The organism is Rhodococcus sp. IEGM 27 (assembly GCF_033142305.1).
GTDB lineage: Bacteria > Actinomycetota > Actinomycetes > Mycobacteriales > Mycobacteriaceae > Rhodococcus_F > Rhodococcus_F oxybenzonivorans.
On the sequence record NZ_JAWLSG010000007.1, the window covers coordinates 1 to 25,469 of the forward strand.

Genomic DNA, 25,469 nt, shown 5'->3' on the forward strand with positions numbered 1-25,469 from the left:
AGGGAAGACAGCGCCTGACCTGCTCATACAGCGGCATTTCCGCTCACTCTCCGGCGCGGACCCCCAGGGAACAAGGGACAGCGGTGCGTGTGACGGGTCCGGCTCCGTGACGAGCCGGGCAACCAGGTCGTCGAACGGCAACGCCGCATGCGCGAAGGCAGCGCGGTCGGCGTCCCGGATCCGCGCGAGGTGGCCGGAGAAGGAAGACGCTCCGTCCACGTGCGAGCGCAGGACGGCCTTGTTGAAGAACGTGCCACTTTCCGGGTCGTCGGAGTCGATCGGGTCCCGGCCGACGATAGGCGTCCCGATCACGACGTCGTCGGTGTCCCCGAGTCGTCCCACAAGTATCGCGAGCGCCGCGTGCACGGCGACGAAGGGTCCCGTGCCGGCGTCTCGTGCCAGTTCGTGCACCCGTCGCTGCACCTCGGCATCGACGGAGAAGTCGACCACGTCGCCGGCACCGTCCCGCTCCGCCGGTCGCGGCCGATCGAGCGGAAGTGCGGTCACCTCGGGCAGCGCCGCCAGTTCACGCGACCAGAAATCGAGCTGGGACTGCCGTTCCAGAACCCGCGCCGCCAGCCGGGCACTCTCGGCGTGAATGGCAGCCGTCCGGGTCTGCGGATCAGCGGTGATGAACTTCTCGATCAGCTCAGCGAACCGGCGATGATGCGCCCGCAATTCCTCGGGTCCGTACCGGTTGGGGTTGCCGCGGAAGTCGAGGAGGGTCTCCCCATCGCCGCCCTGATAGATGTTGACCAACAAATCGTCCACCGGGCCCGAGGTGACGATGTGATACTCCCCCACCACCGAGCCCAGTGTGAACGTCTGGTGGAACAGCATCACATTGACCATCGGGCCTGCCAAACCCTCGGCGGTCCCGGACAATCCCGCGTCCCGGCGGATGTCCTCGAGGCTGCACCGCTGATGGCGCAGCGCACCCATCAGTTCCAGCTGCACACGCTGCACGAGTTCCGCCACGGTGTCCTCGGGACGAACGGTGATGCGCAGCGGCGCGACGTTGACGAGCATGCCGCCGGACCGCTGGAGGGGGGCCGTGGTGCGCGCCGACACCGGCAGATTGATCAGGACGTCCCGTCGACCCGTCATCCGTGACAGATAGCAGGCGAACCCGGCGACCATCACGGCCGCCGAAGTCGCGCCCACCCGCTGATCCGAGACATCGAGGAATTCGAGGGCCGCCTCGGACAGCGTGGCGCTCTCGAGCCGGCTCTGCGCCGCGGCCGGTGCGTCGTGGGTTGCCAGGGTGCTGCCGTGCTCGATGCCGACGATTCGCTCGGCCCAGTACTTGCGGTCGTTCTCGAACCTGCTGGAGGAGCGGTACTTCTGATCGAGGTCGTAGAGTTCGCGCAGATCGAGCGCCCGATTCGGTTCGGGCTCGGTGCCCTCGACGAGGGATGTGTAGAGTGCCGCAACACGATTGGCCATGGTCATGCCGCTGTAGCCGTCGAGCGCGACGTGGTGAATCCTTGTGTACCACAAGTAGTGCTGTTCGCCGATCTGCAGCACCGTCATCTCGACGAGCCGATCGCGGGTCAGGCGCAGCGGAGTGGCGCAGTCCTCATCCATCCACGCCTTCGCGGTGGCCAGCGGGTCGGCCTCACCGCGGAAGTCGCGGAACCCGATCGACGGGTCGATGGTGGGATCCACCATCTGATACGGCTCACCGTCGACATCGAGCAACCGCAGGAACGGCGACTGGAATTCGTGGGCGGCGCGCACGGCGGCCTCACTCAGCAGGTCCAGGTCGATGTGGCCCCGCAGTTCGACGTACTGGGCGATGAACTTGGGAACCGTGGGGCTCAGCTGTTGCGCGAACCACATGCTCCTCTGCACCGAGGACAGTGGGAACGCCCCATCGGGCACGTTCCCCTCGGCGGCGCGCTCGTTCGGCTGCGGCGAAGTCAAACTCGTCATCTCGTTCCCCCAGCTGGTGTGAAACCTGTGGATGCGCAGACCCAGCGCGTGGGACGAACCGACCGTCGCCGGTCCGCCACGCTGTACTGATCGTGCTTCACGCGTGGGTCCGGTGTGCGTCGATTCGTGATGTTCGTGCCGGAATGGCCATCGATCTGCGACGGCGACCCGGATGGGGCCGGTCGAGCAGGATGCGCAGCACTTCTCGCTGCCCGTGGCCGGGTGTCAGCGGAAGCGTTCGGCCTCACGTGCAAGGTGCAGGAGGTCGGCGCACAACGACTCCAGCTCATGGGCCGCCGCGCCTTCGGCAACGGCTGTCGCCACGTCCTCGGCCGCACAACGAACCTGGAAGATCCGGTCGACCATGGCGGAGGCTTCCTCGGCGGTGAGCACCACGGCATCCGCGGGGATACTCGTGCCCTTGACCTGGGTACGCTGCTCGTACGCTCGCTGCCGGCACGATTGGCGGCAATACCGGCGGCGTCGCCCCATCCCGGACTCCGCGACTTCTCGGCCGCACCACACGCACGAGTCGGGTCTGCGGGATGCGCCGGTCATGGTCCACCACCTTACTGCGCGACCCCTCGATGCCCGCCCGGTAAGATGGCGAGGTTGCATCTGCGCGGCGTGCGGGAACCAATCGGGAAGCCGTGGCGTTGTAGATGAGTGTGAACGCTTGGCTGCTGTCCAGGCGTGCTCGCGCGGAGACGATCGAGGAGAGGACACAACCATGGCAGATCGCGTACTTCGAGGGAGTCGACTCGGAGCGGTGAGCTACGAGACCGACCGTGACCACGACCTCGCACCCCGCCGGATGGCCAAGTACCGGTGCGACAACGGTGAGGTGTTCGATATCCCGTTCGCGGACGACGCCGAGATCCCGGGCACGTGGCTCTGCCGCAACGGCCTGGAGGGCACCCTGGTCGAGGGCACCGCACCCGAGGCCAAGAAGGTCAAGCCGCCGCGTACCCACTGGGACATGCTGCTCGAGCGTCGTTCCAAGGAAGAACTGGAAGAGCTGCTCAAGGAGCGTCTCGACCTGCTCAAGGCCAAGCGACGCGGAGCCTGATACAGGCTGCCCCACGATACGAACGCCGTCCCGGCTCGACTGGGGCGGCGTTTGCTGTGCCTGTGCCGTCCTCGATGTGGGATCAGTGGCTGTTACCAGGGTGGGCATGGGTTGGCTGCTATAGGTCGTTGGCGTGGCGACAGTCGCGACAGGACTCATCCACGTACTCCGATCTGCTGGAACGCAGGCGCGTTACATTCCGGGCACACAAACCGAGAGTCACGCCCCGAACACGCAGTCGAAGAACACCACGTATGACCGGCCACCCGACTTGTGTCAGCTCGAGAGGTAGGTCACATGACCGCTCTCAATCTACTATTCGGTACGGCGGAGTCAAGGGTTTGGTTTCAATTTCAAGCAGGACGGGCCGGGCCGGATGGCCCCGGCGCCGCGCCGACAAAAGAATGAGGGTGCACCAGCCCGTTCCCGGCAACGCGCCGCCGCGTGTGGTATTCCCGTCGGCGCCTCGTTAAAACCTTTCGGTCTGTTCGGCGCATCGATCGATTCATCAGAGGTAGCCGGGCCCTTGCAGGCCTCAGCGGCTCACCGCGGTTTCCCGCTCGACGCGTGAGAGCTTCTCGGGATTGCGCACGATGTAGAGCCCGGTGATCATGCCGTCGTCCATCCGCACCGCCACGACGTCGTCGATCTCCCCGTCGAGCCGAACGATCAGAGCTGGGCAGCCATTGATCTGCACCGGCTCGACCGACACCTGGCCGTCGATCCGCGGCAGGCCGGCCGCCAGCAGGCGACCCACTTTGTCGGCCCCCACGATCGGTCGCGGCACAGCCTGCTTGACCCCGCCGCCGTCACCCAAGAGGACTACGTCGGGTGCGAGCAGGTCGAGCAGGCTCTGCAGATCACCCGTCTCGAGTGCCCGCTGGAACGCCTCGAGTGCGTCTCGGGATTCGGCCGGGGACACGACGCCGCGCGGTCGGCGCGCCGCGACATGGCCCCGCGCCCGGTGCGCGATCTGACGGACAGCATCCGGGCTCTTGCCGACGGCGGCTGCGATCTCGCCGTACTCCAGGTCGAACACCTCACGCAGCACGAACACCGCCCGCTCGGTCGGTGCGAGCGTCTCGAGCACCAGCAGCATCGCCATCGAGACGCTGTCGGCCAACTCGACATCCTCGGCCACATCGGGTGCGGTCAGCAGCGGCTCGGGCAACCATGGGCCGACGTAGGACTCCTTGCGCCGACTGAGCGTCCGCAGCCGGACGAGGGCCTGGCGGGTGGTGATCCGGACGAGATACGCACGCTGATTGCGCACCGTGGCGAGATCGACGCCTGACCAGCGCAGCCAGGTTTCCTGGAGGATGTCTTCCGCGTCGGTGGCCGAGCCGAGCATCTCGTAGGCGACGGTGAACAGCAAGTTGCGGTGGGCGACGAACGCGTCGGTAGCGGGGTCCGAACGATCGTCTCGGCTCCCGCCACTATCTGCGGGCGTGGTCTGCGACGTGCCGGCCATGGGTGGCTCCTCTTCTCTGTCGTTCTGGGTCACACACCAGACACCGGACGCCGCCGTTTTGTGACATCCGGAACTTGTGTCACAACGATCGGGTCGCCGGCATCTCATGTTCGTACAGATCAGCACGACACCACGAGTGAGGACGAAGCCATGGATGCCCGATTCGACCTGTTCGACAATGAGATTGCCATGAAGTTCGCCAAGCGGTTCGCGAACGCGGCCCTGGTGATCGATCAATCACCGCTGCCGAAGGCCACCCAGCACCTCGTCGAGATCCGGGCCAGCCAGATCAACGGCTGTGGATTCTGCACCGACATGCACACCAAGGATGCCGCGGCCGCGGGCGAGACCCCGATCCGGCTCAATCTGGTCGCCGCCTGGCGTGAGGCCACCGTGTTCACCGAGGCCGAGCGGGCCGCGCTGGCACTCGCAGAGGAAGGCACCCGGCTCGCCGACGCCCACCACGGCGTGTCCGACGAGACCTGGTCGCAGGTGCGCAAGTACTACGACGACGACCAGATCGCCGCGCTGGTGTCCCTGGTGGCCCTGATCAATGCCGCCAACCGGATCAACGTGATCGTGCGTAATCCCGCCGGGTCCTACGAACCCGGCATGTTCGCCAGTATGACGAGCTGACCGGCAGACCCAATGCCCGGTGAAGGATCGCCAGCCGCTCGGCGATCCTTCACCGGACCGGAAAAGCCAACTAGCGCGGTTCCTGGTAGCAGACGACCACATCCGAGTACCGTCGTGGCATGGGTGACGAGGCAATCGACCCCGAAGCGGCGTATGAAGCCCTTTCCGCCGGCGCGCGCCTCGCCCTGCTACGAAACCCGGAAGGCATAATGCCGCCACAGTTCATCGGTCAGGTGATGACCGTGTGCGGAAACTCGTGCGTCGCAGCTATCAGTGGTAAGGCTGATTCGGTACCGCAGATTGCGCTTCTGCAGGGACCACTCTCGGACTACCTCGCCCACTGCAGATGTGCACTCGACACGTGGTGGAACTCGTTGACGCCGCCACTGCGGGCCGGCATCCGGTGTCGCGAAGCGATACCCGAAACGCTGCCACTGCAACTACCCGACCACTCTCCCTGGGCCGACGTGTCCACACCCTGTTCTCCCCTGTTGGTGCGCGACTATCTGGAATTGCAGGCGACTGGCGGCGAACTGATGTAGTCCTAGGGGGCGGCCCCTGCCTATGGTCGGCAGGTGTCAGGAACTCGTGAGGATGACGAGTTGCCGGGTTGCCCGCGTCATGGCGACGTAGCGGTCGACGGCTCCTTCGATCCCCTCATCGAACGACGCCGGGTCGACCAGAATGACGAGGTCGAACTCGAGCCCCTTCGACAGCTCCGGTGTCAGCGACCGGATACGCGACGTCGACCGAAACGCGGGATCGCCTATGACGCATGCGATCCCGTCGGAGTTCGATTCGAGCCAGGCGTCGAGGATCGAGCCCAGCTCCGACCTCGATCGGTGTAAGACGGGGTTGCCGCTGCTGCGGATGGAGGTCGGCACGTTGGCGTCCGGGAGGAAGGTACGGATGACCGGTTCGGCTTCCGTCATGATCTCTTCCGGGGTCCGGTAGTTGATGCTCAGTGCGGCGAGGTCGATCCGATCGAACCCGATCCGCCCGAGCCGTTCGTGCCACGACTCGGTGAAGCCGTGCCGGGCCTGGGCCCGGTCCCCGACGATGGTGAAGCTGCGAGACGGGCAGCGCGGCAACAACATTTGCCACTCCGCATCCGTCAGTTCCTGAGCCTCGTCCACCACGATGTGCGCGAACGGGCCGGCGAGCAAGTCCGGGTCGGAGCTCGGCAGAGCGGTCTCGTCGACCAGGGACTGCTGCAGGTCCTGGCCACGCAGCATCGACATCACGAGCATTTCCGAGTCGTCGGCCGCGATCAGGTCGTCGACGACGTCACTCATGCGCGCGCGTTCGGCAGTTACGGAGGCGTCATACCGACGTCGGCGTCGTGACGCCTCCGGGTCCCCGAGTCGCTGCCGTGCCGCATCCAACAGTGGCAGGTCGGACACCGTCCAATTCTGGGCGTCCGCGCGTTGCAACTTCCGAATCTCGTCGTCGCTGAGCCAAGGTGCGCACTTGCGCAGGTAGGCGGGCACCGACCACAGGTCTGCGACGAGGTCGGCGGCTTCGACCAGGGTCCATGCGTTGTCGAGGGTTGCGCGCAATTCGTCGTTCAGCTGCAACGACTTCCGGAGTTGGGCTGCCGGAACGTCACCGTCGTACTTGTCGATCAGGATCGTGAGCAGCAGCTCCCAGATCTGCTCTCGCGCCTCGTTGTGCGGAGTGCCGGGTTCAGGCGCTTCGAATGCCTCGGCCCAGTCGTCGGCGCTCAGCCAGATGTCGGTCCAGTCGGTCGCGACCGTCATGCCCTCGGTGGGCGGGTCCTCGTAGAACTCGACGGCCGCGCCGATCGCCTTCACCAGATCCGCGGATGACTTCAGGCGCGCCACCTCCGGATCCTGCTCGACCCGGGCGGCGGCGCCCTCGGTGACGAGGTCGCGCAGGGTGCACAGCTGGACGCCCTCTTCGCCGAGGCTGGGCAAGACGTCGGCGACGTAGGCCAGGTAGGGCTCGTGTGGTCCGACGAACAGCACCCCGTGACGGAGTCGAGGGTCGGAGTAGAGCAGATACGCGGCGCGGTGCAGCGCGACGACGGTCTTACCTGTACCCGGCCCACCGTCGACGACGAGTGCGCCGCTCGATCCCGCGCGGATGATGGCGTCCTGGTCGGCCTGGATGGTGCCGAGCACGTCCCGCATCCGGGCAGTCCGGTTGCCGCCGAGGCTGGCGATGAACGCGGACTGGTCGTCGAGCGCCGCGTTCCCTTCGAACCCGTCCGGCGTGAACACCTCGTCCCAAAAATCGCTGATCCGCCCGCGGGTCCAGCGATACCTGCGACGGCGGGTCAGGCCCAGCGGGTTGGCGTGGGTGGCCCCGAAGAACGGCTCGGCCGCGGGCGAACGCCAGTCGACCAGCAGCTGATTGCCCGCGCTGTCCATGAGGCCGAGGCGTCCGACATACACGGGCTCGGGGTTGTCAGTTCTGACGATGTGTCCGAGGCACAGGTCCAAGCCGAAGCGGCGCAAGGCGCGCAGCTGAGCGTTCAGCTCGTGAACCATCATGTCCCGCTCCATCGCCTCCTGGCCCAGACGGCGGGGCGTCTTGCGTTCGGCATCGATGCGGCGGGACAGGTCGGCGATGGACTGTTCGAGGCTTGCTGCGATCGCGGCGAAGTGCCGCTCGTCCCCGGCGATCAGCGCCGGGTCGGCCTTCGCCGTGAGGTGGTCGGGAAGGTCGAATGCCGTGGTAGTCAAGGGGTTCACAGTCATCAGCTCCGATCCGTGGGCCGGTCGATCATGTCGAGCAGCAGCGTCGCGGCGACCGCTGCCCCGTCCGTGCGGATCGTGCCCGCCACGGTGGCCGCCCGTGCTCTGGTCTGAGGAGTCAGCGCCGCCGTGAGTGCTGCCGACAGCGACTCGAAGGTCGGAACCGGACCGTCGTGCGCTGCGCCGATACCCATAGCGGCCACTCGTCCGGCCCAGTACGGCTGGTCCACCACCTGCGGTACCACCACCTGTGGCGCGCCTGCCCGTGTGGCCGTCGTCGTCGTTCCCGCGCCGCCGTGGTGCACGACGGCGGCTACCCGGGTGAACAGTGCCTGCTGATTGACCTCGCCGACGGCGAAGCAGTCGTCGAGGTCGTCGATCAGGGCAAGGTCCGCCCAACCCCGCCCGACAAGTGCGCGGCGCCCCTGCGCGCGGATCGCCTCGATGGCCACCCTGGCGGCGTCCTTCGCCGCTCCCATGGGCATGCTGCCGAAGCCCACATACACCGGCGGTGTGCCGGCGTCCAGAAATACCACCAAGTCGGCAGGAAGTGGGCGGTCGTCGGGCGGGATCCACGCGCCGGTCTGGACGACGTCGAGGTCTGACGTCCCCCGCCACGGGTCCAGGATCGGGTCAGTCGCGAGCCACGGCCGGTCGCCGAAGACGTAGTCGCGAACGTGGCGTACCGGGGGCAGGCCGATCGACGCCCGGCTGGTGTCGAGCGCCTCACCGAAAAGCGCATCGATGCTCTGAGCGTCCAGGTCCCACAGTGTCCGGTTGTCCGTCACATCCGGCGGGAACGGCCGGCCCGGATACGCCAGCGGCGGGCGATGCGGTGACGGCAAGGTGAGCTGCTGAAAGGTCACGGACACCGACGGAATACCCAGTTTTTCGGCCACCGACAGCGCACCAGCCGCCGCAGGCATCACACCGGTCGCGACCAACCCGTCACATCCCTCGGCCGCAGCAGTGACCGCCTCGAACTGAGCGGTGATCAACTCAGCCGCGCGCCGGGGCAGGTCCGCCGAAGACGGTGCCGCGGTCGTCAGCGCACGCGCCGACTGCCCGACCGGCACCATCGATACGCCGACACCAGCCAGGCGCTGCGCGAAGTCCTCGTCCGGCGGCGCGCACACCCGCACCTCCGTGCCGAGGTCCTGCAACTGCACCACGAGTCCCACCAACGGTTCGACATCACCGCGCGACCCATACGTCGACAACAACACACGCACTTCATGTCCCCCATTTCCGCCGGTTCCGGCTCAGGCCGGTAAGTGTGCGGCACAACCCGGGCCTTGCCGCAAGACCCCGGGTGCGCTATACATTGAAAGTGGAAGAGAGTTCGTCTCCTTCCTTCGCGTCCGGTCGCGGACGCATTCCTCCCCCCAGAAATTGCTCGAACGCGACGCGTGCCAACGGGAACGGCCGGTGCAGACCACTCCAACGACCGTTGCAGCGAGGTCGGCGATCAACGTGTGGGCGCCACGCTGCTGCGGCTCCCCTGAGTCAACTTCGCAACTTTGGTCAGGCGAGAATGTCTGCCGCACAGGCGATTCGTTTGCCTCGCCCCCGAACCGTCAAGGCGGTAAGCATGAACCTCGGGCATACCCGATCCGTCCTGCAGCTATCGGACAGCAGATATCGCCCGCGGTGATGCGGACTCGCTGCTGGCCGCCAAGGCCGAGTGCCCGGCCGATGACTTGTTCAGCGAGCTCGTCGCCGCCCGACGAGCCGACCGGCTCTGGGAGTCCGAAGCGGTGGGCACCGCCTCACTGATGGTGGTCGCGGGGTACGAAACGACGGTCGGATTCCTCAGCACCAGCGCCGTCACCCTATTGATGGCTCCGCGGCTGCGACAGTTGCTGATGCAGCGACCGGAGTTGCTCCAGCCCAAACCCGGACTCGGCGCAATCGTTGCAACCGGACTTCCAACTTGCGACCAATCAGGACTCCGATTCAACCGACACATCGGCAGAACTCGACGAGGCCCTCGGGTGTGACCCACTCAACCTTTGACTTCAAGTACTTGAAGTTCTTAGCGTTTATGTCGTGAGTGCACGAACCACCCCACGCGACTACACGATCAAGGACGCGGCCGCACTGACCGGACTTCCGGCCAGCACGCTGCGTTACTACGAGTCGGTCGGTGTGATCGCGCCGATCAGCCGTGGGGAGAGCAGTAGACACAGGGTCTACGACGAGAACGACTTGGGACAGCTGTTGGCAATCGCGTGCCTGGCGGCAACCGGGATGTCGGTCAGCGACATGAAAGAGTACGTCGCCAACGCACAACTCGGGGCCGGGGCCGCCCCCGCGCAGATCGAATTGCTGACCCAACGCCGGCAACAACTTGCAGTCGAGGCCCGGCAGATGGCACTCCGTCAACGCTACGTCGACCTGAAGATCGACTACTGGCACGCGATCGACGCGGGCGACGAGGCCCGTGCCGCGCTCCTCGCGGCCGAGGCGAGCGCACTGGCTGACGACCTCAAGAACATCAAGAAGCGATAGTCCACACCCCGCACGCCCGGTGCTCGCCCGTCGACGGATGCGCCACCGGTGACGCCACCCTGCCTATCACTACCGAAGTGACCACCAGAGAAGAAGGAAGATTTGCCATGCGCGTCAACGCGTACGCCGCTCCCGCCGCGGGCCAGCCGTTGGTCCCCACCACCATCGAGCGCCGCGACGTCAGCTCCCACGACGTCCTCATCGAAATTCAGTACGCAGGCATCTGCCACTCCGACATCCACACCGTCAACGGCGACTGGGGTCCGCAACCCTTCCCGGTCGTGCCCGGGCACGAAATCGTCGGCATCGTCGCCGAGGTCGGCGCCGACGTCACACGCCACAAGGTCGGTGACCGTGTGGGCGTCGGCTGCATGGTCAACTCCTGCGGCCAGTGCATCAACTGCCGGGGCGGCGACGAGCAGTACTGCACCGACGGCATGGTCCCCACCTACGCCGGCGTCGACCGTGACGGCACCACCACCCAGGGTGGCTACTCCACCCACGTCGTCGTTGATGCCGACTACGTCCTGTCCGTCCCGGAAAGCTTGGACCCGGCTGCCGCAGCTCCCCTGCTGTGCGCCGGGATCACCACCTACGCCCCGCTGCGCCGCTGGGGCGCCGGTCCCGGCAAGAAGGTTGCCATCGTCGGCCTCGGCGGGCTCGGGCACATGGCCGTCAAGATCGCCCACGCCCTCGGCGCCGAGGTCACCGTCCTGTCCCAGTCGCTGAAGAAGCAGGAGGACGGACTGCGCCTCGGCGCAGACGCGTACTACGCCACCTCCGACCCCAGCACTTTCGAGCAGCTCGCCGGCCGGTTCGACCTCATCATCAACACGGTCAGCGCCGCAATCGACCTCAACGCCTACCTCGAACTCCTCGCCGTCGACGGTTCCCTGGTCAATGTCGGTGCTCCAGCCGAGCCGCTCGGCCTGAACGTGATGTCGCTGATCGGCGGCCGCCGCAACTTCGCCGGGTCGATGATCGGCGGCATCGCCCTGACCCAGGAGATGCTCGACTTCTGCGCCGACCATGGCATCGGATCCGAAATCGAAGTGATCTCCGCCGACCGGATCAACCAGGCATACGAGCGGGTCCTCACCTCCGACGTCCGATACCGATTTGTCGTCGACACCGCCACCCTCAACTGACCCACCGTGAACGCCCGCCGGACAAGGCGGGCGTTCACCCACACACAAACCCCCGTAGGTGTTGAGGCCCCGCCGACTATGCTTGTCCGCTATTGCTGCACCGCACTACCTTTGCCGTTGAGGACCTTTTCTCACATTCTTGGGCAGCGTTGCGCACGACAGTCGCCGAACGTCCGGACGAGGACTTCACATAGCCTTCCGGCTGCACCGACTGCCCGTGCGGGACTTGGTGTGCCACCTGGCCATTGACGCTCGGGGCGTCGTCCTGATCACTCTCGCGACCCCACCGACTCGGGACCAACCCGCAACTTCGATACCTACGGGTTCGGCGTTGCAGAAAGCGACTTCGGTATTCGAGCTGCGGCCGTTGGTGGACGGCGCCGAGCTGGCAGGCGACCCTCTGGGCTCGTTCTCGGTGCTCTATCACCCGATGTGGAAGCAGCTGCTGGTCGCGGATCCATCGGCGGTGCTCTCGCACCGCACCGTCGTGCGCTGCCCGCCAGGTGGCGGATTTGGTGGCGGGTGGTGGGGCATGATCCGGCCGAGCGCTGCGCGGGTCGAGGACCGGGTGACCTTCGCGCGTCCCACAACGACCTCGGTTCCGGCCGCAAAGCCCAGACGTTTTCGGATCCGGCGTCCTACGATGCGGACATGCTCACCCGCCGCATCTTCCTCGGGACCCTCGCCTTCAGCGCGGCGGTCGTCACCGGCTGCACCACCGACACCACTCCGGGAGAAACCGCGAACCTGCCGGACGCGGCCAGGCTGCTCGGTGAGTCGGCGTCCGCCGTCCGCGATGTCAGGAGCGCCCACTTCACGATGACCGTCAACGGCTCGATTCCCGGCATCAGCGTACAGACCGCCGAGGGCGACCTGACCAGGGAGGGCGGTCCGGCCGGTGGCGCGAAGGGCACCGTGAAGCTCACCCTGGCCGGCCAGCTGATCGAAGGTGAATTCGTGCTGGTCGACGACTCGCTGTATTTGAAGGGCCCGACCGGCACCTTTCAGCGGTATCCGTCCTCGCTCACCTCCGAGTACTACGACCCGTCCGCCATCCTCGACCCGGACCGGGGTTTCGCGAAGGTGCTGACCAGCATCACCGGCGCGACGACCGAGGCAAGGGAAAAGGTTGACGGGACATCGGCGTACAAGATCACCGGACGTGCGGGTAAGGACGCCGTGGGCAACATCGTTCCCGGGGTCGAGTCCGAGGTGGACATCACGGTCTGGCTTGACGAGGACGGCATGCACCTCCCGATCAGAACGCTGGTTACCTTCCCGAAGCCGGACGGCGAAGACGCCCCGACCGTCGACGTGGTGGTGTCCGACTTGGACAAGCCCGTGACGGTGACACCCCCGGCGTGAGTATCGAGCTGAGCCCGCGGCGGAGCCGGGCCGTCGCCATCGGCGCCGCGGCGCTCGCCGTGCTGCTCGGCGCGCTGGACACCTACGTGGTGGTGAGCATGTTCCGGCAGATCATGGACGACCTGCTGATCCCGGTGAACCGGCTGGAGCGGGTGACCCCGATCGTCACCGGGTACCTGCTCGGCTATATCGCCGCGATGCCGCTGCTCGGCCAGGCATCGGACCGGTTCGGTCGCAAGCTGTTGCTGCAGGGGTGTCTCGCCGGGTTCCTGATCGGCTCGGTGGTCACCGCGCTCGCCGACGACCTGCCCATGCTCGTTGCCGGGCGGGTGGTCCAGGGTGTCGCCAGTGGAGCGTTGCTGCCGGTGACCATGGCGCTTGCCGCTGATCTGTGGGCAACCCACACGCGGTCGAACGTGCTCGGAACGGTGGGTGCCGCGCAGGAGCTGGGCAGCGTGCTCGGCCCGCTGTACGGGGTGGCGATCGCAGGTCTTGCAGTGTGGCCAGGCGCGTTCGGCATCGCCGGCTGGCGCGGCGTGTTCTGGATGAACGTTCCGCTCGGCGCACTCGCCATGATCGCGGTGCAGGTTTCGGTGCCGCGCCGCGATCGCGCGCGTGCGCCCGTCCGGGTGGACGTGGCCGGGGGGCTGCTGCTCGCGGTCGCACTCGGCCTGGCCGTCGTCGCGCTGTACAACCCGGACCCACGTACGGCCGTGCTGCCACCGTGGGGCGGGCCGATGCTGGCTGGGGTCGGTGTCGCGACCATCGCCTTCGTCGGCTGGGAGCTGCACGCCAAGACCCGGCTGATCGACCCGGTTAACGTCCGGATGGGCGCATTCCTAGCCGCGCTCGGAGTGTCCTCAGCGGCAGGCGTCGCGCTGATGGTGACCCTGGTGGACGTCGACCTGTTCGCCCAGTCGCTACTCGACCGGGACGACCGAGGAGCGGTCATACTGCTGCTGCGGTTCCTTGTCGCGCTACCGGTCGGCGCGCTGCTCGGCGGGCTGCTCACAGCACGACTGGGCGACCGCGTGGTCGCGGCGGCCGGCATGCTGGCGGCCGCGGTGGGTTACCTCCAGATGGCCGGGTGGCCGATGGACGTACTGTCCGCGTCGTATCAGCTCGGGCCGATTGCCATGCCCCGGCTGGACACCGACCTTGCCATCGCGGGGCTAGGTCTCGGCCTGGTGATCGCGCCGCTCTCCGTTGCGGTGCTCCGCGCCGTGCCGTCGACCCAGCACGGGATCGCCTCGGCCGGTGTGGTGGTCGCGCGGATGACCGGGATGCTCGTCGGAGTCGCCGCGTTATCCGCGTGGGGGCTGCACCGATTCCACAGCCTGACCGCGAACCTCCAGGTGCCGTTCCCCGTCGGCAAACCTCCCGAGCAGGCGGCACGGGAGCTAGCCGAGTACACCGCGGCAGTCGACCAGGCTCTGCTTACCCAGTACACGGAGATATTTCTGATCACGTCGGCGGTGTGCGTAGCGGGAGCGCTGCTGGCCCTGTTCCTCGGCCGCCGCCCAGCCCAGGCTCCGGACTCCGGCGAGAACAGCATCACCAAGCGGACATAGCCCGTCGAACGGCGACCTGACCGAGTACACGTTTCTGCAGTATTCAACTCCTGGAGCCGGGGTTCCCGTAGTAATCGCCCGAAAACAACGGATATGGCGTTGCCCAGGGGGCGGGATGACCGGCGCCGGCGCCGCGACGTGCCTGCGCCCTCCTGCGGTGACCGGCCGCTAGTTCCCCGACCTCTGGATTCACCCCGGTAGCGCCGCGCCCGATCCCACCAGTCCCGTGTGGTGCACCATCGTGATCACCGCTCCCCGACCCGATGGGTGTCTATCGGCGAGTGTCGCAAGTGCCTGCACCCAAAGGAAGAACGCAAGTGCCTGCACCCAAAGGAAGAACTTGTCACTACCCCGGTTCGCCACCGTCCTGATGTTGAACGCGGCTTCGAGGTGTTCGGCGTCGGACTCGCTCCCCCACCCGGCGTGCACGATTTCGGGGACGGCGAGTCGCTTGCCACCATCCCGACCTCAGGGCGGCGGCCACCGACGAGGTCAGCAATCAACAGGCCGGCCGCACTGGCAGAGCCGTTTTCGGCTGAGGGGTAACCCGTCCGGATACGGGTATCCGATGGGTGTGCGGCCGCGTCATCTCGGACGGCAACCCCGCCGCGACAGCCAGACCCTCCGCCGCCAGACCCCTTTCGGCCGGGAGGGTCACCACCGTACCGGGCCTGGCACCCACAAGCGGGCTGAGCGATCCGAAACTGCACCATGCTGCTCATCATGCTGTGCGACGCGAACGCCCACCCCGCGACGGATAGCAGGGGTGCCCCTCCACTGGAGACGGTCAGCGCGCCTTGGTCGTGAGGATCTGCACGAGATCATCGAGGGCGGACAGGGCGGCGTCGCTGTCCCCGTCGACCAGCCAGCGCAGCACCAGCCCGTTCATGAATGCGAGCACGAACCGGGCCACCTGCTCGACCGGAGTGATCCAGGTGACCCCGGCTCGCTTCGCGCACAGATCGAGGAACGCGACGGTTTCCACGTCCAGGGTGCGGTATTGCTGCTCGGCGATCGCCCCGGCCGACACGTTGCCGGCGCTGCGTTGCCGCAGCGCGTGGGCGGTGATCTCGTAGGTCAGCAGCTGATGGTTGGGTGTTGCTTCGATGATCGGCCACAATCCGCGAATTCCGGCACGCAGAAGGTCCGCGAGCGCCGGGATCCCGGTCAGGCCGGGTTGAGTGTACTGCCCGAACACCACCCGCATCCCGTCGTTGACCTGCAGGATTTGGGTTTCCCCGAGATGTGTGAGGAGGGTGTCCTTGTCGTCGAAATGGTAATGCAACACCCCGAGCGAAACCCCGGCCGCCTCGGCGAGCGGGCGCATGGTCAGCGCGGCGACACCCTGCTCGGCCGCGATCGTCAACGCCGCCTCGAGGATCTGCGCGCGCCGCTTGTCCGCCGGGAGTCTATTCGCCATCGATCGAGCGTAGTTGCTCGACAGTTTGCCCGGGGGGAGGACGGGCCCGAATACCGATCGAGTTGTCGTGTGGAGCTGGGGCGCCCGTGCTCGAACGACCCTTGTGCGGCTCCGATCCGCCGGTCCCACGCCGTGCTGACAAAGTGGTGCCGGCGCAACCGATCCTCATCCCACGATGATCAGCACGCCGACGAACGCGACCGCGATCGCGGAGGTGGCAACCCAGATCGTCCACGCCCATATCGCGGCCTTGTGCCAATCCCGATCTCGGCGACTGGTCTCGACGGTGCGCATCCGCGACTCCCGTTCGGAGGCAGCGCGATCGGCCACTTCCAGCACCTGTATGCGAGATCGTCGACACACCGTGTCGGCGGTGACCGCCGCGGCGAACGACACGGCAACCACGACCAGCGTGGCGGCCAGCACCTCAACCATCCAGAACATGCTCATACCGGCACTCGAACTTCCTTGTCAGCTGGGGCGTCCGCCGCTGACGATGATCCGCAGCCCCACCGGTCCCATCCGTCCTGCATCGCCGCGAGGGCGCACCGTGGATGACACCCTGCTGCTGCCGCCCCAGCACCTGGACGCGGGCCCGAAATCTGCCCATTCCCCTACCCCGGAAGCATTCCGAAAAATTCCCCCATATTGGTCGACCGTCCATTCATCATTTGATCGGTAGTCCAATTCGTCGATCGGTCGTCCACAGGACATGGCCTTTCGTTCGGTTCGGGCCGGTCAGTATCTTCTTGTGCCTTTCGGGGGAAACTCCGGGTACTGCTGTGCGATATTCGATAAACGGGATCGGTGGTCTCAATCAGTGACAACCGCCAGGTGGACCACCGGTCGGCCGACAGCGAGCGCCGGTGACGTCGCGGTGCCGGGAAGAGCATCTAGGTTGGACACGCGCCCAGGTAAGCACCTCGTCGTCGATAGGAGAACAATATTGTCATGCACCGGTTTTCGCCGTTCGCGCTCTCCGCTCTCGGGTTACTATGCGCACTGACCGCACTGCTGACGATCGATACCGGGCAGCCGGCCGTCGGATTCGCGGTTTTCGCCGTCGGTGGTGTCCTGGCCAGTGCCGCCGCCGAATTCGCCCGGGTCCGCCTGACAACCAATCGGCAACGCAACGAAGCGGTCCAGTGCACCGACGGGACAAGCGGCCGTCGACATCACTCCGGCCGCCGCCAACCAGAAATGACCAGCAGGCGCTCCAGATCCTTCGAGGGGCCGTCGACACCGCGAGAGGTGGGTACCCAGGCAGGCTTACGCGACCACCGGAAACCGGTGTGCCCCAGCACCGGGGGGTGATGCTGGGGCACAGGTGTCCAGGTCGGGGGGTGACACTGGACATCGGGGGTGTTCACCAGAACACAATCTGGGGGGAGGATGTCTGGGAACGCCACCGATCGTATCCACCGTGACATCCGCGCTGCGCCCGGCCTCCCTCGAGGGCTCTGCTATCGGATCGACTCCGAAGAGTCCTACCACTTGCACGACGGAGAGTCGATCGACGACTCGAGCGTCGGCGACGAGTCACACGCCGTCTCAATCCACTCCGCACAGCTCCGGGAATCGGCCGGGCTGACAACTCAGTGTGAGCGGCGCTTCTGACGTAGCTTGGTAACCAGTTCCCGGGCTTTGCGCTGGTTCTCCGGCTTGGACGCCTCACGTTTGACGACCTGGACGGCCTTGATCGCGACGCCGCTCTTGAAGGCCTTGTCGAGCATTCCCATCGGGCACCTTCCGTTGTTGCTACTGCGCAATTCGATACTCGAAACAGTACGGGGCGATCGGCGAGTGGGCGACCGGTCGGAGCCGTCGTCGAATGACAGGGTTGTGTCGTGATGGCGCAAAGCTGGAAACCCTTGTCCCATTCCACACCGACGGCACGTAGCCAGCGCCACCACCGCAACAGACCGTACGCGTAACTTCGCACGAATTCAGCGCTGTTGTGCTGTGCGACAAGTCAGTGAGGTATCCCCGGATCGGCTCGATCGGAGTCCCGCCCTCGTCGACCACAAGCAAGGGCACCAGCCCCCCGCGCGATCGACACGGCCCCATCGTGGCGACCTGATCGATCCGATATCCCGCTCCGTGTCGTCGAGCAACCACAACCACCTCTCCGTTCGAGGTGATGTCTACCGGGCGCTCGCAGTTCATCGAGGTAATCGACTCGAAGGATTCCGACCAGGCGTCGCCGGGCGGCTCGCTGTCGGGGGCAATGTAGTCGATGTCGTGACCTGCGGTCGAAGCCAACGGTCCGTCTTGCCCCCATCCCGTCATCCGCCCGTACACGAGCTGCGGGTTACGTGCGAGACACACGTCCGGTCCGTACGCGACCGATCATCGTGGTCCCTGATCGGAAGGGCACCGCGGTCGGCGCCCTAGGGTCTATCGGTCGTTGCAACACCCGCCAGTTCAGGGGCGATGGATTCGCGATACGGAAACAACGTGGTCTTCAAACGGGGCGAGGCACAACATCGGGAACGGCGCGCCAATGCTGATCTCGCGAACAAGCGTGTGAGCAGTCAACAAGCCTGCAGGATCGGTGGCCGGTATACGGGCGGGTCGGAGGAAGGGCGGACCGAACGAAATCCGCGCCTGTCAACGGACACGAGAAAGCCCGTCCGCGATCGTTGTTCGCGTTGTAGCGAAGTGGGAGGATGGGTAGATACCGGCTCGATCCGGGGCTGTCGGCTGTGCGCTGAACGGATGGATTGCGGGGGCACCCACAAGGGCTGCGCATGATGACCTAGCGAAACGATTCAGCGACGAGGAGTGAGGGACATGGCCTGGCGAATCTCGGCAAACTACTACGAAGCCTGCAACTGCGACCTGGGGTGCCCGTGCAACATGAGCGGCTTCCCCACCCACGGAAACTGTGACGGTGTGGTCGGATTCGAGGTCACCGGAGGTGAACGCGACGGCGTCGACCTGACGGGGGCGAAGGTCGCCAGCGCGGTGAAATGGCCCGGCGCCATCCACGAAGGCAACGGAACGATGGCCCTGTTCATAGACGCGAACCCCGCCCAGCAGGAGGCCCTCATTCCGATTCTCACCGCCGAGGATCCCGGTCTGCCCTGGGAGATCCTCGCCGCGACCGTCAGCGAGATCCATGGTCCCTACTTCGAGACGATCGAGATCGACGACCGGGACACAGATTCCCGAGTCCAGGTCGGCGACAAATTGGTAGTTCAGATGCAGAGCTTCACAAACCCGGTGACCGGGGAGAAGCACGAACCGCACATGGTGCTCGAGGACGGGTTCATCTTCCAGGACGGACAGATCGGCACTACCTCGGTGCTGCGACTCGACGCCGACGGAGTGACATTCGAGCACCCGGGCAACAACGCGTACTACTCACGCGTCGAGTGGTCCAGCGAGAACCGGATGGCGCCCGCCGGAGCGGCCGGCAAGTTCTGACAGGCAGCAGTGCACCGCGATACGGCGGTGGTGGTGCGGCCCAGCCCGGCAGGGCGAGGCGGTGGGGCGTAACGGAGGAGTGCCGATGAGTCAGCCCCCGAGGATCGACACTCCCCGGACGGCCTACAGCGCCCTCGAACGCCGAGCGACGCTCGCCACGGTGGGGATTCTGCTCACCCTTGCCGGGGTGGCGTGGTGGCGCACCATCAGTACTGCGGGCGGCATGGAATCGATGGTTCACGGTTTCGCGTGGGTCGGCACGGCCATGCCCTTCGACATGGGGGCCGCCGTCTTTCTCGCCATGTGGACGACGATGATGGTGGCGATGATGTTTCCGACGATCGCCCCGATCGTCCTGCTGCACCGCCTGGTCATGCGCCGGCAGGCCCGCGGACTCACCCCGACGGTCACCTTTACTGCGGGCTACCTGGCGGTGTGGTCGGCTGCCGGGGTCGTTCCGCTGGCGGTGCTGCTCGGCTTCCGCCGGATCTCACACGGCTCGACATGGGTCGAGGTCGCGGCCGGTGGTGTGCTGGTCATCGCCGGCGGATACCAGTTCACCCGGTGGAAACAGGCGTGTCTGCGGGCCTGCCGCACCCCGCTGACCTTCCTCGCCACCCACGACTTCGGAACCGGTCTGTGGGGCACCTTCCGCGCAGGAAGCGCGCACGGACTCTACTGCCTGGGCTGCTGCTGGGCGTTGATGGCGGTCCTGCTCGTCGTCGGGCTGATGAACCTGACCTGGATGGCGGCGATCGCCGTAATCTTTTTGGCCGAGAAGAACTCCCGCCATGGAGTCGCGCTTACCCGGGTGGTCGGGACCGCCGTGGTCCTGCTCGGGGTCGCCGTCCTCGTCCACCCGGCGCTGCTGCAGTCGCTGTCCCCCATGCCGGAGATGTCCTCGCCGATGTCGGGCATGTGACCAATGCACCGATCCCCGGCGCGATCACACCGGATGACTACGCCACCCGCATCAGCAACGAAGGCATCTACCTCCACGAACTCGAGGACACCATCTGGGCGCAGGGCAACACCCACGTCTCCCACGGCTGCCTGAACCTCAGCCGCACCCACGCCCAAAGGTTCTACGACTTCTCCGTCCCCGGCGACATCGTCGAAGTCCGCAACACCGGCGGCGCGGCGTTGATCCGAACCGACGAGCGGATCACCCCCAGCGACGGCTGCGCAGCACTGCTCAGATATGTGTGAGCGGCACTCGCCCCGGCGGTGTGTACCGTTCGGCCGAGCTCTTACTCCGGTGGGTCGGGCTGCCAGCCGCGAATCTGTGGATCGTCGTCCGCTGGCGGTTCTGGATTGTGCCACTCCTCAGTGTGGGAGGGTCGGTTGCCGCGGACCATTCCCTCGATTTCTTCTCGAGCTCCTCATCCTCGACCGGGCCGTGCTTGCTGCTTCCACGTTCGGGTTCCATGCCGCCGCTCCTACTCGATCGTCTGGGCGATCCTGCTTCCGGGTTCCACGAATCCCGGACCGCGACTCCCGGACCGCGAAACTGCGAGCCCCATTCGCTGACCCATGTGCGACCACCGTCGGATCCGCTCGCGTCGACAGCGTCGGCGACCATGTCGAGATTGATGTCGGTCACCCGATCCGGTCCATTTGGCACCGGGCAGTATCGGTGTCTCATAGCTGGTGCCATCACCTCAGCAAGGGTGATTCTGGAACGCGGTCGGTACCGACCTCGGCAGTCGGTGCCAATCGAGGCCGGTACCGCTTAGCGAGTAGCCGTCTCAGCGAGCGCGTCCCGAAGCTCGCTGACAACACGGTCCTCAAAGGGACCGACCGCTGCTCCCCGGTTGCAAGGTCCTTTACACCGGCAACGCCATCGCGGTCGCCGAGCACCAGGGCAATTCGGGCGTCGGATCGGTCGGCGGTCTTCATCGCGCCTTTGATGCCTCGTCCGCCGTATGCCAGGGGATGCGCTCCTACCTTTTCGTTGCCATCATTGCCGCGTGCTCGGTCCCGACCGACGTGAGTGCGTCGGGTCACGTCGAGCGGGGCGGGAACGGGGAGCCGGGACGCCGCACTGCCGCGGAGGGTGTGGATTGTGGTCATTCCCATCGGTTTTGCACTTCTGCACATCCTCGTCGCACAACAGATCTCCGCGGCCTTCCCAGTAGTCGATCCCGCAGGGTATGCCGCTAACCAAACACGGCGGACGGAAGCGACAACTCTTGGCTTGCATGGCGTGCTTGCCACCGCGTTTCTAAATGCCACCCTTACAGAGGAGGTGTGCTTCCGCAGCCTGCCGCTGATCGTGCAACGGTGATCGACGACTACGGCGTCACTGCAACCGACTTCGTCCCGTCGATGCTCTCCGTGTTTGCGGGGTCGGTGGATCGACAGCAGATCGCGTCCCTGCGGCATGTGTTCGTGATCGGTGGGGCTATTCCCGCCGCCACGGTCCGCGACTTCGCCGAGATTTCGGCGGCCCGCGTCCACAACTGTATGGGCCGACCGAGGCCGCGGTGTCGATCACCTACGCCGACCGCACCCTGCTGCCGGACCTGACCGAGATCGGCCGGCACACCCGTGAGGCCCTTAACGAACTCGACTCCGCCACAACCACATATGAGGGATCCGCATTACCCTGACGGCATCGTCGCCGTGCGCCAGATGATTGCTCGTCTGCGAGACTCTCGTTTCGTTCGCGTGTTTCGGTACCTCAAATCGGGTGTTGCAGATGAGAGGCTAAGTCGAAGATCCGAATAGGCACCCTAGGGTGGGCATATTGTCATCTTGACGCAGATTTCAATCGATCGAATACTTCTCGTACAGGATCGATCCGGCGACCAGCGCCGGGCTTCGCCGGTGTGATCGGAACCATTCATGCCGTCGATTACTCGTGAAGGGACCTGCGTCTCGTGTTGACCCCCGGCGTCGGAAGCGCGGTTTCGATGAACGCGTGTGCACCGGCCATCCGCCCCGCCGACCCCGCCTGTCCTAGCGGCGAGCCGGCGCGCCTTCTCCGAGACGGTCCGCACGGTCGCCGATCACGTTCCACGACGTGGGGATCGGTCGAGGATCAGTACTCGCCCGTCATCTCGGCGGATAGTGGACGGAGCTGAGGCGCGCGATGGCCGACGTCAACCGAGACGCAGCCCGGACCGTGGGCGGGATCGTAGCCGAGCTGGACGCTGCCGGGTTCGCAGGTGCCGAGGAGGTCGGCCGGGGCGGATTCGGTGTCGTATATCGCTGCCTGCAGCGTTCGCTGGGTCGAACCGTCGCGATCAAGGTACTGACGTCGGACCTGGACCCCGAGAACCGCGAGCGCTTCCTGCGCGAGGGGTACGCGATGGGTGGGCTCTCCGGTCACCCAAACATCGTCAATATTCTGCAGGTCGGCGTGACCGACGCCGGTCGGCCGTACATCGTCATGCACTATCACCCGCGCGATTCACTGGCGGTCCAGATCCGCCGAGAAGGTCCGCTGCCCTGGCCGGAGGCGATCAGCATCGGGGTGAAGTTGGCGGGAGCCTTGGAGACGGCGCACCGGACCGGCACACTCCATCGCGACATCAAACCCGCGAACATCCTTCTCACCGACTACGGCGAGCCGCAGCTCACCGATTTCGGCATCGCGCACATCGCCGGCGGGTACGAAACGGCCACCGGCGGGTTCACCGGGTCATTGGCGTTCACCGCGCCGGAAGTGCTCAACGGGGAATCGCCAACCGCGAGATCCGACGTCTACGGACTGGGTGCGACCATTTTTTCGCTGATCGCAGGTAGGGCGGCGTTCGAGCGGAGGACCGGTGAGGAGCTCGTTGCGCAGTTCGTGAGGATCAGCAGCCAGCCGGTGCCGGACCTGCGCGCACAAGGAATCCCGGACGGCGTGTGCGCCGCGATCGAGAGGGCGATGGCGACGAATCCAGCTGCCCGACCGGCGTCCGCCGAGGAGTTCGGACACGAACTTCAAGCTGCTCAGCGGCACATCGGTTTGCGCTCGGACGCGATGGCGCTGGCACCCCTGGAGACCGCTCAGACGACCGAGGCACACCGGTCGGCGTCGGGTACCGATGGATACCGCCGAATCCGGTACGACGGTCCGGGAATCGGTCAGCGTCAGTGGGTCGAACCGACCCAGCAGCTCCAGCCGGATCCTCACCCGTCGGGACCGCCGTTCTGGCCGCCGACAGGCCCGCCGCCCTGGCAGCCGACCGGAGGTCCGGGCATCGACGAGTCCCGCAAGGGTCGGCGCGCGGTCATGACCGTCCTCGCACTGGTCGTCGCGCTGGTGCTGGCCGGCGGCGGGTACCTCGTGTTCAGAGAAACCACCGGCCCCGGCACCGCAGGACCGACCGTCGAGGACGCCGGCGCATCTCCTGCCGTCGAGCCGACTGCAGCGTGGCGACCGGTCAAGGATGCCCGCGTTGCCCGCCAGCAGACGGCAACGACAGTCGCGGACGGGACGATCTGGGTCTTCGGAGGGTTGGACGACAACGGCGTCTCCGCCCGGCAGGAGGGCTACGACCCGGCCATCAACACCTGGAAGGCCGGCCCCGACCTTCCGATCCCGCTCAATCATGCGATGGCCGTCACCTACAACGACGAACCTGTACTGATCGGCGGCTGGAAAGCGGAGGGGCAGAACCTGACCGCTGTCGAATCCGATCGGGTCATGGCCATGCGCGACGGCCGGTGGGTTGACCTGCCCCCGCTGAACGATCCGCGGGTGGCTGGCGCCGCAACCGTTGTCGGCGACAAGATCGTGGTCGCCGGGGGTCAGGCGGACGGCGAACTGGTGGCGACGACCGAGGTGTTCGACGGCACGAAGTGGACGACCGTCTCGCATATCCCCACACCCCGGGAGCATCTGGCCGGGGTGTCGGATGGCACGTACTTCTATGCGATCGGCGGGCGGGACCTGGCATCGGACCAGAACACCGCCGCGGTCGAACGCTACGACCCCGCCTCGGACACGTGGACGACGTTGCCTGCCATGCCCACTCCTCGCGGCGGACTCGGCGCGGCGTTCATCGACGGCCGCATCGTCACGGTCGGTGGCGAACAACCGACCAGCGTGCTGTCGACGGTCGAGGCCTACGACGTGAGTGCGGGGACCTGGTCGCAATTGCCGGCTCTGCGCACACCGCGACACGGGATGGCGGTCGGCGCGGTCGGCAACACGGTGTATGCCGTCGGCGGCGGTATCAAACCGACACACGCCGAATCGACTGCTGTTTCCGAGGCCTTGCAGCTCGCGCCACGCAAGACCCAATGGGCGCCGGCGTGGCGTCCGCTGAAGGATGCGCCGATCGCCCGTCAGCAGACGGCGACGGCGGTCGCGGACGGCACGATCTGGGTGCTCGGCGGCCTCGACAATGCGGGGTCGACCCCGCAGGTCGAAGGGAACGACCCCGCCATCGACACCTGGAAGGCGGGCCCCGACCTTCCGGTCCCCCTCAATCACGCGATGGCCGTCGAGTACGGGGGCGAGTTGGTGGTCCTCGGAGGCTGGGTGCCGAAAGGTCCGAACCTCACAGGGACGACGTCGGACCGGGTGCTCGCGCTTCGGAATGGCAAGTGGGTGGATTTGGCGCCGATGAACGAGACGCGGGCGGCTGGAGCCGCAGCCGTGGTCGGCGACAAGATCGTGGTCGCCGGGGGTCAGGCGGACGGCGAACTGGTGGCGACGACCGAGGTGTTCGACGGCACGAAGTGGACGACCGTCTCGCATATCCCCACACCCCGGGAGCATCTGGCCGGGGTGTCGGATGGCACGTACTTCTATGCGATCGGCGGGCGGGACCTGGCATCGGACCAGAACACCGCCGCGGTCGAACGCTACGACCCCGCCTCGGACACGTGGACGACGTTGCCTGCCATGCCCACTCCTCGCGGCGGACTCGGCGCGGCGTTCATCGACGGCCGCATCGTCACGGTCGGTGGCGAACAACCGACCAAGGTGCTGTCGACGGTCGAGGCCTACGACGTGAGTGCGGGGACCTGGTCACCATTGCCGCCCATGCCCACGGGGGCTCACGGGATGTCCGTCGCGACGGTCGGTCACACCGTCTACGCCATCGCCGGTGCACTACGGCCCACCCACGCGGAGTCCACCGCGACTGCACAGGCACTGGATTTCTGGTGATGACATACGGTGCCCATATAACACACGCAAAGAGCGTTCTGCGGCACTGAGGTATCGATTTGCGACTACGTGTTCCCAACCG

Annotated in this window: 20 protein-coding genes and 3 pseudogenes; 13 read left to right on the forward strand and 10 right to left on the reverse strand. The window is 66.3% G+C overall.

Features of this window, described 5'->3' with window-relative positions; translation table 11 throughout:
* Together R4P95_RS23230 and R4P95_RS23235 are read right to left on the reverse strand one after the other, a co-directional pair.
* The coding region (locus R4P95_RS23230) for a condensation domain-containing protein (protein WP_317840481.1) at positions 1 to 1,935 on the reverse strand (1,935 nt) is incomplete at its 3' end.
* Between the two features lie 225 nt (positions 1,936 to 2,160).
* Entirely contained in the window at positions 2,161 to 2,493 is a 333-nt protein-coding gene (locus R4P95_RS23235) for a hypothetical protein (protein ID WP_109329829.1), read from the reverse strand.
* 172 nt (positions 2,494 to 2,665) lie between these two features.
* Between R4P95_RS23235 and R4P95_RS23240 the strand changes: the two genes are divergently transcribed.
* Entirely contained in the window at positions 2,666 to 3,004 is a 339-nt protein-coding gene (locus tag R4P95_RS23240; RefSeq protein WP_005255751.1) for an RNA polymerase-binding protein RbpA, read from the forward strand.
* 535 nt (positions 3,005 to 3,539) lie between these two features.
* On the opposite strand, the gene R4P95_RS23245 is transcribed toward R4P95_RS23240, so the two are convergent.
* Positions 3,540 to 4,475, reverse strand: a complete 936-nt coding sequence (locus R4P95_RS23245) for an RNA polymerase sigma-70 factor (protein ID WP_213572138.1) — start codon at positions 4,473 to 4,475, stop codon at positions 3,540 to 3,542.
* A gap of 150 nt (positions 4,476 to 4,625) precedes the next feature.
* Between R4P95_RS23245 and R4P95_RS23250 the strand changes: the two genes are divergently transcribed.
* Both R4P95_RS23250 and R4P95_RS23255 read left to right on the forward strand, forming a co-directional pair.
* Positions 4,626 to 5,111, forward strand: coding sequence for a carboxymuconolactone decarboxylase family protein (locus R4P95_RS23250; RefSeq protein ID WP_109329809.1), 486 nt, complete (start codon positions 4,626 to 4,628; stop codon positions 5,109 to 5,111).
* Between the two features lie 119 nt (positions 5,112 to 5,230).
* The gene (locus R4P95_RS23255; protein WP_213572140.1) at positions 5,231 to 5,653 is read left to right on the forward strand and encodes a hypothetical protein; all 423 of its coding nucleotides are present in this window, start codon (positions 5,231 to 5,233) and stop codon (positions 5,651 to 5,653) included.
* A gap of 36 nt (positions 5,654 to 5,689) precedes the next feature.
* Here the strand turns inward: R4P95_RS23255 and helR are convergent, their stop codons facing one another.
* Positions 5,690 to 7,828 (reverse strand): RNA polymerase recycling motor ATPase HelR, encoded by a 2,139-nt coding sequence (gene helR, locus R4P95_RS23260; RefSeq protein WP_213578016.1) that lies wholly within the window; start codon positions 7,826 to 7,828, stop codon positions 5,690 to 5,692.
* Positions 7,829 to 7,833: 5 nt separating this feature from the next.
* On the reverse strand, positions 7,834 to 9,063 hold the full coding sequence (locus R4P95_RS23265) for a glycosyltransferase (RefSeq protein WP_317744848.1): 1,230 nt from the start codon (positions 9,061 to 9,063) through the stop codon (positions 7,834 to 7,836).
* A gap of 817 nt (positions 9,064 to 9,880) precedes the next feature.
* Between R4P95_RS23265 and R4P95_RS23270 the strand changes: the two genes are divergently transcribed.
* From R4P95_RS23270 to R4P95_RS23285, 4 genes are all read left to right on the forward strand, one after another.
* Positions 9,881 to 10,342, forward strand: a complete 462-nt coding sequence (locus R4P95_RS23270; RefSeq protein ID WP_213572142.1) for a MerR family transcriptional regulator — start codon at positions 9,881 to 9,883, stop codon at positions 10,340 to 10,342.
* A gap of 107 nt (positions 10,343 to 10,449) precedes the next feature.
* Positions 10,450 to 11,490, forward strand: a complete 1,041-nt coding sequence (locus R4P95_RS23275) for an NAD(P)-dependent alcohol dehydrogenase (RefSeq protein ID WP_317744846.1) — start codon at positions 10,450 to 10,452, stop codon at positions 11,488 to 11,490.
* Between the two features lie 525 nt (positions 11,491 to 12,015).
* Positions 12,016 to 12,855 (forward strand): LppX_LprAFG lipoprotein, encoded by an 840-nt coding sequence (locus tag R4P95_RS23280; RefSeq protein ID WP_317744844.1) that lies wholly within the window; start codon positions 12,016 to 12,018, stop codon positions 12,853 to 12,855.
* Positions 12,852 to 14,426 (forward strand): MFS transporter, encoded by a 1,575-nt coding sequence (locus tag R4P95_RS23285; protein ID WP_317744843.1) that lies wholly within the window; start codon positions 12,852 to 12,854, stop codon positions 14,424 to 14,426. The genes R4P95_RS23280 and R4P95_RS23285 overlap by 4 nt, the downstream gene beginning before the upstream one ends.
* A 787-nt stretch (positions 14,427 to 15,213) precedes the next feature.
* Here the strand turns inward: R4P95_RS23285 and R4P95_RS23290 are convergent.
* From R4P95_RS23290 to R4P95_RS23305, 4 genes and pseudogenes are all read right to left on the reverse strand, one after another.
* Positions 15,214 to 15,846, reverse strand: a complete 633-nt coding sequence (locus R4P95_RS23290; RefSeq protein ID WP_317744841.1) for a TetR/AcrR family transcriptional regulator — start codon at positions 15,844 to 15,846, stop codon at positions 15,214 to 15,216.
* A gap of 165 nt (positions 15,847 to 16,011) precedes the next feature.
* A complete protein-coding gene (locus R4P95_RS23295; RefSeq protein ID WP_317744840.1) occupies positions 16,012 to 16,296 on the reverse strand; it encodes a hypothetical protein in 285 nt (94 codons plus the stop codon).
* A 1,145-nt stretch (positions 16,297 to 17,441) separates the two neighbouring features.
* Positions 17,442 to 17,585 carry a hypothetical protein gene (locus R4P95_RS23300; protein WP_213572147.1) on the reverse strand — a complete coding sequence of 48 codons (144 nt, stop codon included), beginning with the start codon at positions 17,583 to 17,585 and terminating at the stop codon, positions 17,442 to 17,444.
* A 484-nt stretch (positions 17,586 to 18,069) separates the two neighbouring features.
* Positions 18,070 to 18,183, reverse strand: a pseudogene (locus R4P95_RS23305) (CoA transferase); the annotation flags it as partial.
* A gap of 456 nt (positions 18,184 to 18,639) precedes the next feature.
* Between R4P95_RS23305 and R4P95_RS23310 the strand changes: the two are divergent.
* The 3 genes and pseudogenes from R4P95_RS23310 to R4P95_RS23320 all read left to right on the forward strand — a co-directional run.
* Entirely contained in the window at positions 18,640 to 19,275 is a 636-nt protein-coding gene (locus R4P95_RS23310; protein WP_317744839.1) for a DUF1326 domain-containing protein, read from the forward strand.
* 85 nt (positions 19,276 to 19,360) lie between these two features.
* Positions 19,361 to 20,197: a DUF2182 domain-containing protein gene (locus tag R4P95_RS23315; protein WP_317744838.1), complete on the forward strand. Its 837-nt coding sequence runs from the start codon at positions 19,361 to 19,363 to the stop codon at positions 20,195 to 20,197.
* Positions 20,194 to 20,421 (forward strand): annotated as a pseudogene (locus R4P95_RS23320) (L,D-transpeptidase family protein); the annotation flags it as partial. The gene R4P95_RS23315 and the pseudogene R4P95_RS23320, both read left to right, overlap by 4 nt.
* 627 nt (positions 20,422 to 21,048) lie before the next feature.
* On the opposite strand, the pseudogene R4P95_RS23325 reads toward R4P95_RS23320, so the two are convergent.
* Positions 21,049 to 21,207, reverse strand: a pseudogene (locus R4P95_RS23325) (histidine--tRNA ligase); the annotation flags it as partial.
* A gap of 133 nt (positions 21,208 to 21,340) precedes the next feature.
* Between R4P95_RS23325 and R4P95_RS23330 the strand changes: the two are divergent.
* The 3 genes from R4P95_RS23330 to R4P95_RS23340 all read left to right on the forward strand — a co-directional run bounded on the left by R4P95_RS23330 (position 21,341) and on the right by R4P95_RS23340 (position 25,387).
* Positions 21,341 to 21,562: a hypothetical protein gene (locus R4P95_RS23330; RefSeq protein WP_213572151.1), complete on the forward strand. Its 222-nt coding sequence runs from the start codon at positions 21,341 to 21,343 to the stop codon at positions 21,560 to 21,562.
* Positions 21,563 to 21,761: 199 nt separating this feature from the next.
* A complete protein-coding gene (locus R4P95_RS23335; RefSeq protein WP_317744837.1) occupies positions 21,762 to 21,887 on the forward strand; it encodes a hypothetical protein in 126 nt (41 codons plus the stop codon).
* A 482-nt stretch (positions 21,888 to 22,369) separates the two neighbouring features.
* Positions 22,370 to 25,387 (forward strand): protein kinase domain-containing protein, encoded by a 3,018-nt coding sequence (locus R4P95_RS23340; RefSeq protein WP_317744836.1) that lies wholly within the window; start codon positions 22,370 to 22,372, stop codon positions 25,385 to 25,387.
* Positions 25,388 to 25,469: the final 82 nt, after the last annotated feature.

Bases quoted from the DNA above. Each gene is read 5' to 3' on its own strand.
- R4P95_RS23235 (WP_109329829.1), bottom strand. From the start codon at position 2,493: ATGACCGGCGCATCCCGCAGACCCGACTCGTGCGTGTGGTGCGGCCGA.
- R4P95_RS23240 (WP_005255751.1), top strand. From the start codon at position 2,666: ATGGCAGATCGCGTACTTCGAGGGAGTCGACTCGGAGCGGTGAGCTAC.
- R4P95_RS23245 (WP_213572138.1), bottom strand. From the start codon at position 4,475: ATGGCCGGCACGTCGCAGACCACGCCCGCAGATAGTGGCGGGAGCCGA.
- R4P95_RS23250 (WP_109329809.1), top strand. From the start codon at position 4,626: ATGGATGCCCGATTCGACCTGTTCGACAATGAGATTGCCATGAAGTTC.
- R4P95_RS23255 (WP_213572140.1), top strand. From the start codon at position 5,231: ATGGGTGACGAGGCAATCGACCCCGAAGCGGCGTATGAAGCCCTTTCC.
- R4P95_RS23275 (WP_317744846.1), top strand. From the start codon at position 10,450: ATGCGCGTCAACGCGTACGCCGCTCCCGCCGCGGGCCAGCCGTTGGTC.
- R4P95_RS23290 (WP_317744841.1), bottom strand. From the start codon at position 15,846: ATGGCGAATAGACTCCCGGCGGACAAGCGGCGCGCGCAGATCCTCGAG.
- R4P95_RS23295 (WP_317744840.1), bottom strand. From the start codon at position 16,296: ATGAGCATGTTCTGGATGGTTGAGGTGCTGGCCGCCACGCTGGTCGTG.
- R4P95_RS23300 (WP_213572147.1), bottom strand. From the start codon at position 17,585: ATGGGAATGCTCGACAAGGCCTTCAAGAGCGGCGTCGCGATCAAGGCC.
- R4P95_RS23310 (WP_317744839.1), top strand. From the start codon at position 18,640: ATGGCCTGGCGAATCTCGGCAAACTACTACGAAGCCTGCAACTGCGAC.
- R4P95_RS23315 (WP_317744838.1), top strand. From the start codon at position 19,361: ATGAGTCAGCCCCCGAGGATCGACACTCCCCGGACGGCCTACAGCGCC.
- R4P95_RS23340 (WP_317744836.1), top strand. From the start codon at position 22,370: ATGGCCGACGTCAACCGAGACGCAGCCCGGACCGTGGGCGGGATCGTA.